Genomic DNA, 6,124 nt, shown 5'->3' on the forward strand with positions numbered 1-6,124 from the left:
GCCTTTCTCGTGGGGGAGGACGAGGGTCTCAGCCGTCCTTCAGGCGCTTGCTCTTCGCCTGCAACTCGTCGATCAGCTTGGACGCGTCACCCTTCGTGAGCGTGTCGTCGAACGGGTGGTCCGTCTCCTCGCACAGGGTCTTAAGGTAGGATCCTTGCGCCCCGGTCATCGGCTCGTCGCCCGTGGTCCAGTCGTCCGGGTCCTTCACCGTGTTCGAGTTGGCGGCGTCGGACTTGGGATTGGCGTCGGTCATGGAAAGCTCCGCGAAGTGTTCGTTCGCGAAACGTTCTGTCCGCTCTCAGGTTCCCGTCGCGGTCTTCCAGTCGAGCCCGCCCATCTCGCAGATCGTGCGGAACTGATCCTCGGTCACCGGCTGCACCGACAGGCGCGAATTGGTGACGAGCACCATGTCCTTCAGGCGCGGCTCGGCCTTGGCGGCATCGAGCGTCACCGGGTTCGGCATGTCCGTCACCGCGCGGATGTCGACGCATTCCCAGCGCGGGTCGTCACTGGTCGAATCGGGATGGGCGAGCCCTGAGACCTGCACCACGCCGACCACCGCCTTGCCCTCGTTGGAATGGTAGAAGAAGCCGCGCTCGCTCAAGGTCATGGCGCGCATGAAGTTGCGCGCCTGGTAGTTGCGCACGCCCGTCCACTCGGTGCCCGCCGCCCCGCAGGCCTTCTGCTGTTCGAAGGACCACTTGAACGGCTCGGACTTGAACAGCCAGAAGGCCATGGGCTCTCAGGCGCTCTCGGGGTTGTTGATCGTCCAGTTCCAGCGACGCACCGTCACGCCCGCGAAGAGCCCGGCCACGGCGTAGGGGTCCTTCGCGGCCAGCGCACGGGCCTCTTCCTCGCTCGCCGCCTCGACCACGAGGAGGCTGCCGGTCGGCTTGCCGTCCTCGCCGAGGAACGGCCCCGCGAACTTGAGGACGGACCCGAGCGCCTTCAGGTGCTCCAGATGGCTGGCGCGGGTGTCGGCGCGCAGGGTTCCCGCATCCGGGCGGTCGTCGCAGATCAAGGCGTAGAGCATCGGGGTCTCCTCCGGTAGATGGGGCCAGTGCCCCGTAGCAAATCGGGACAGGCGATCAAGCGGTTTCGAACTCGCGCTTGAGCGGGCGGGCGAGAAGCGCGGAAACCGCGCCCTCGACGGGCAGCGAGCCGTCGAGGATGCCGGCCACCGCCGCGATGATCGGCGCGTCGATGCCGCGCTCCGCTGCCAACCGCGCGGCGATGCCGGCCGAGAACACGCCCTCGGCAAGCTTCAGCGCGGCCAGGTTCTCGCCCCGTCCCAGCGCCAGACCATAGGAGAAGTTGCGCGACTGGGTGCCGGAGCAGGTGAGGACGAGGTCGCCGAGGCCCGACAGGCCCATCAGCGTGCGGGGGTCGGCGCCAAGCGCCTCGCCGAGGCGCGTCAGCTCCACGAAGCCGCGCGTCACGAGGGCTGCCTGGGCCGAGGCTCCGAGCCCGAGGCCGGCCGCGGCGCCGGCCGCGATGGCCAGTACGTTCTTCAGCGCGCCGCCCGCCTCGACGCCGAGGATGTCGGTGCCGGCATAGATCCGGAAGGCCGGACCCGACAGGCGTTGCGCCAGCGCGTCGGCGAGCGCGGCGTCGCGGGTGGCGAGCGTCACGGCCGTCGGCAGGCCGGCGGCGACGTCCGTGGCAAAGCTCGGGCCGGACAGAACGGCGACGGGATGGCCGGGGAGCTCGGCTTCCACCACGGCGGAAGCGAAGAGGCCGGTCTCGCGTTCGATGCCCTTGGAGCAGAGAACGAGCGTGGCGTCGGGGGACAGCGCGCGAGCGAGGGTCCGGCAGAGGGCGCGCAACGTCTGCGCCGGCGTGACGAGGAGGACGACAGCGGCGCCCGCCAGGGCGGAGGCCGGGTCGAGCATCGCCTCGATGTCGGGCGGCAAGGCGATGCCCGGAAGATAGGCGGGGTTCTCTCGGCGCGTGTTGATCGCGTCGGCGACAGTGGGATCACGCAGAAGGAGGCGCACCGGCTCGCTGCGCGCGGCGACCGCCGCCAGCGCCGTGCCCCATGCCCCGCCGCCGACCACGCAGACGCTCATGCCTTGGCTCCGCGCTTGCCGAAGCCGATCAGCGGCGCGGCGGTCTCGTCCAGCGGCCAGCGCGGACGCACCGGCGTGGCTGTGGCGTCGCGTTCACCCGCCTCCAGCCGCTCCAGCCCGGCATAGGCGATCATCGCCGCGTTGTCGGTGCACAGCGCATGCGGCGGCGAGACGAGGCGCACGCCGGTTCGCTCCGACAGTTCGGCCAGCGCCCGGCGAATCTCGCCGTTGGCCGCGACCCCGCCCGCGACGGCGAGCGCCGGATCGGGGTGGTCGGGGAAGCGGTCGCGGAACCTTGCGAGTGCCAGGGCCAGCCGGTCGGCGACGCTTTCGCTCGCCGCGCGCTGGAACGCGGCGCAGAGATCGGCGACGTCGCGCTCGCTCAAGGGCGCGTTGGCCTCGGCGGTCTGGCGAACGGCGGTCTTGAGGCCGGAAAAGGAGAAGTCGAGCCGCTTCTCGCCCCGCAGCGGACGGGGCAGGGGAAAGCGCCCGGGATCGCCGCCGGCCGCCATGCGCTCGACGCTGGGGCCGCCGGGGTGGGGCAGTTCGAGAAGTTTCGCGGTCTTGTCGAAGGCCTCGCCCAGCGCGTCGTCGATCGTGGTGCCCCAGCGCTCGTACCGGCCGAGACCCGCGACCAGCAGGATCTGGGTATGGCCACCGGACACGAGGAGCAGGAGGTAGGGATAGCCGAGCCCGTCCGTCAGCCGCGGCGTCAGGGCATGGCCTTCCAGATGGTTCACGCCGATGAAGGGCAGGCCGCGGGGCAAGGCGATGGCCTTGGCCGTCGTCGCTCCGACGATGAGCCCGCCGACGAGGCCCGGTCCGACGGTGGCGGCGACCGCTCCGATCGCCTCCAGCGTCACTCCGGCTTCCATCAGCGCGGCCCGGACGATCCCGCCGATCGCTTCGGCATGGGCGCGCGCGGCGATCTCCGGCACGACGCCGCCAAAGGCCGCGTGCTCGTCGGTCTGGCTGAGCACCACGTCCGACAGGATGCGGGCCCGGCCGGCGGCATCACGCGCGACGACGGCTGCCGCGGTCTCGTCGCAGCTCGTCTCGATACCGAGAACCAGAGGGCCGGAAGTGGGAAGGTCGGGCGCGGTCATGGGGCAGCACATAGACGGGCCGGCGTGCTTTCGCCACCGTCCGGGGACGACAAGGCTTTGATATGGCCCCCGGCCGCCGGCCTGTTGTAGGGAAGGGCCGCGCCGGCACCCTCAACGACGGCCGCCGCCGTATCGAAAGGCCTGCCCATGGACTCCCGACCCTTCCGCATCGGCACGCGCGGCAGCCGCCTCGCGCTCGCCCAGGCGCACGAGGTCCGCGCCCGGCTGATGGCGGCGCACGCGCTGCCGCAGGACGCCTTCGAGGTGGTCGTCATCTCGACCGCCGGCGACCGGATCCAGGACCGCGCCTTGTCGGAGGTCGGCGGCAAGGGCCTGTTCACCAAGGAGATCGAGGAAGCGCTCCTCGACGGGCGAATCGACGTCGCCGTGCATTCCTCCAAGGACATGGCGACCGCGGTGCCGCCGGCGCTGGCCCTCACCGCCTTTCTGCCGCGCGAAGACGTTCGCGACGTCTTCATCGGACGAAAGGTCCAAAGCATCGCGGAGCTTCCCCAAGGCGCGCGGGTCGGCTCGGCCTCGCTCCGCCGCCAGGCCCTCCTGAAGCGGATGCGCCCGGACCTCGACCTCGTGATCTTCCGGGGCAACGTGCAGACCCGGCTCCAGAAACTGGAGCGGGGCGAGGTGGAGGGTACGCTCCTGGCGCTCGCCGGCCTCAATCGCCTCCATGCGGCCGGCGTCGCCGGCGAGATTCTCGACGTCGAAGCCTTCCCGCCGGCGCCGGGGCAGGGCGCCATCTGTGTCGAGCAGCGGGAGGCGGATGCGAGCACGATGGAGATGGTCGCCCCGCTCGATCACCCCGAGACCCACCGAGCGCTGCTCGCCGAGCGGGCGTTCCTGGCCGTGCTCGACGGATCGTGCCGCACGCCGATCGCCGCGCATGCGCAGGCCGAGGGCGACGCCTTCCGCTTCCACGGCATGATCCTGACCCCCGACGGCGCGCGCATGCACGAGACGCGGCTGACGGTTTCCCAAGGCGACGCGACGCAGGCGGCGGCCGAGGCCGCGCGCCGGCTGGTCGCCGAAGCCGGGCCGGATTTCTTCGCCGGCTGGTTCGGCTGACGCCATGGCGCGGGTTCTCGTGCTGCGCGAGCCCGGGGACGCCGCGCGGACGGCCGCCATGCTGCGCCGGCGCGGGCACGAGCCGATGCTCTTGCCGTTGCAGGCGGTGCGCCCGCTCGATCCGCCGCTTGGCCGGGAACCCGTCGGGGGATTCCTCGCCACCAGCGCGCACGCCGCTCCCTGGCTCGCGCGCCATGCAGCCGCGACCAGGCGGCCGGTTCTGGCGGTCGGCGAACGCACGGCCGAAGCGCTGCGGGACGAGGGGGTGGCGGCTGTCGTCGCGGGGCCGGGCCGCGCGAAGGATCTCGTGCCGCTGGCCGCCTCGCTGGCCGATGGGCAGGCGCCTCTCGTCTATGCCGCGGGGCGGGTGCGACTGCCGGACCTCGAAGCCGGCCTCGATGCGGCCGGCGTTCCGTTTCGCACGCTGGAAGTCTACGAGATGATCGACCGGCGCCCGGCCGCCGACGAACTCGCCCGCCTCGTGGCGGGCGGCCCGCCCGACGCGGTGCTCGTCCTGTCGCGGCGACAGGCCGAACTGTTCGAGGATTGGGCGCCGCAAGGCGACGCCCTTCATCGCGCGGATCTGCGTTTTCTCTGCCTGTCGGAAGCGGTGGCGGCCTCGCTTCGGCCGGGGCGGCGGGCCGAATGGGGGGCGCGCCCGACGCTGAAGGATCTTCTCGCGCGGCTCGGATGACGCGGGCACGGAGCGGCGTTCTTCATCTCCCATGGTTCATGAACGCGTATGCGGCGCACAAACTCCGTTGCAGCTTGGCGAGGAGACGCTAAATCAGCATCGGCTTGCTGCCGCGAACGCAGCGCGCCGATCGGCCGTGCGCCGGAACCCAAAGGATGCGGCTCCGTTCGGAGCCGACGCGACTCGAGGAGCCCCGGATGGCCAATCGCCCGCGCCGCCCCAAGACTGGCGGCAGACCGGAAACCATCATCGACGGCGAGGCCGAGCGTCTCGAGGCGACCGGCGGTCCGGAGGATCTGGCGACCGCCACCGATGCGGAACGCTCCGCGGTCGAGCCGGGCTTCGCCTCCGACACGGTGGCGGGCACCGACGAGGCGGTGGTGAGCGGCGGTGCGTCGTCCGGCGATCGTCCGGTCGAAGATGCCGATGCCGTGGCGGAAACGACGGATGCCGGCGAGGCCGCGCGCGTGCATGAAGCCGTCGCCGGGCCGGCGCCCGAGGCGGGCGACAGCGTCGATCCGGCCGCGGGCGGCGTCCTGCCGGGCGGCGACGACCACGCGCCCGGTTCGCGAGGGACCGGCACCGACGCCCCGACCGACGAGGCACTGGCTGGCGAGGCACCGGCCGCCGAGTTCGCACGCGAGGAAGGGTTCGTGCCGGCGGACGCCGCCGCCGAGCCGACGCGCCGGCACCTCGGCGAGTTCGAGGACGACGAGACGGTTCATCCCCAGGCCGAGGCCGCGCGCACGCAGACCTCCGTGCCCGAGAACAGCCCCTATCACGCCGGCCATTCGGCCGAGCCGCGCGGCGGGGCCGGTTTCGGCTCGCTTCTGGGTGCCGGCGCGCTCGGCGCCGTGATCGCGCTGCTTCTGGGTGGCACGGCGCTCTACGGCGGCCTCATTCCGCCGCCCGGCCAGCAGCAGCCGGTGCAGACGCAGCAGTTCGCGCAGGCCGGCGACGTCCAGCAGCTTCGCAGCGATCTCGATCAGATCCGCGGCACGGTGGAACAGGTCCAGTCCGCGCAGGCCGCCGGCGGTGCCGGCACCGGCACCGTCTCCACCGCCGATTTCACCCAGCTCAGCGACCGGGTGAGCGCCAACGAGCAGGCGATCCAGAGCGGCGGCACCTCGACGGGAGATGCCGCCGCAGCCGCCGCGGCCGCAACGGAAGCCGCC

The 6,124-nt window shown here is 72.2% G+C and carries 8 protein-coding genes; 3 read left to right on the top strand and 5 right to left on the bottom strand.

The genetic code is table 11. The features are described 5' to 3' along the window. Positions 1-28 precede the first annotated feature (28 nt). From AUL34_RS11705 to tsaD, 5 genes are read right to left on the bottom strand one after another with little or no spacing between them, the layout of a single operon-like run. Positions 29-253, bottom strand: coding sequence for a DUF3072 domain-containing protein (locus AUL34_RS11705; protein WP_061933975.1), 225 nt, complete (start codon positions 251-253; stop codon positions 29-31). 45 nt (positions 254-298) lie between these two features. Next, complete coding sequence (locus AUL34_RS11710; RefSeq protein WP_061933977.1) at positions 299-736, bottom strand: EVE domain-containing protein; 438 nt, start codon at positions 734-736, stop codon at positions 299-301. A 6-nt stretch (positions 737-742) separates the two neighbouring features. After that, positions 743-1,033, bottom strand: coding sequence for a YciI-like protein (locus tag AUL34_RS11715; protein WP_061933979.1), 291 nt, complete (start codon positions 1,031-1,033; stop codon positions 743-745). A gap of 55 nt (positions 1,034-1,088) precedes the next feature. Then, a complete protein-coding gene (locus AUL34_RS11720; protein WP_061933981.1) occupies positions 1,089-2,069 on the bottom strand; it encodes an NAD(P)H-dependent glycerol-3-phosphate dehydrogenase in 981 nt (326 codons plus the stop codon). Beyond that, positions 2,066-3,175, bottom strand: a complete 1,110-nt coding sequence (tsaD, locus tag AUL34_RS11725; RefSeq protein WP_061933983.1) for a tRNA (adenosine(37)-N6)-threonylcarbamoyltransferase complex transferase subunit TsaD — start codon at positions 3,173-3,175, stop codon at positions 2,066-2,068. Before tsaD ends, AUL34_RS11720 begins: the two co-directional genes overlap by 4 nt. A gap of 147 nt (positions 3,176-3,322) precedes the next feature. On the opposite strand from tsaD, the gene hemC reads away from it, so the two are divergent. From hemC to AUL34_RS11740, 3 genes are all read left to right on the top strand, one after another. Next, positions 3,323-4,255 carry a hydroxymethylbilane synthase gene (gene hemC / locus AUL34_RS11730; protein WP_061933985.1) on the top strand — a complete coding sequence of 311 codons (933 nt, stop codon included), beginning with the start codon at positions 3,323-3,325 and terminating at the stop codon, positions 4,253-4,255. Positions 4,256-4,259: 4 nt separating this feature from the next. Then, positions 4,260-4,949: a uroporphyrinogen-III synthase gene (locus AUL34_RS11735; protein ID WP_061933987.1), complete on the top strand. Its 690-nt coding sequence runs from the start codon at positions 4,260-4,262 to the stop codon at positions 4,947-4,949. A 197-nt stretch (positions 4,950-5,146) separates the two neighbouring features. After that, a partial coding sequence (locus AUL34_RS11740; RefSeq protein WP_156420897.1) for a hypothetical protein occupies positions 5,147-6,124 on the top strand: 978 nt, incomplete at its 3' end.

The organism is Aureimonas sp. AU22, from assembly GCF_001463745.1.
In the GTDB taxonomy this organism is placed as follows: Bacteria; Pseudomonadota; Alphaproteobacteria; order Rhizobiales; family Rhizobiaceae; genus Aureimonas.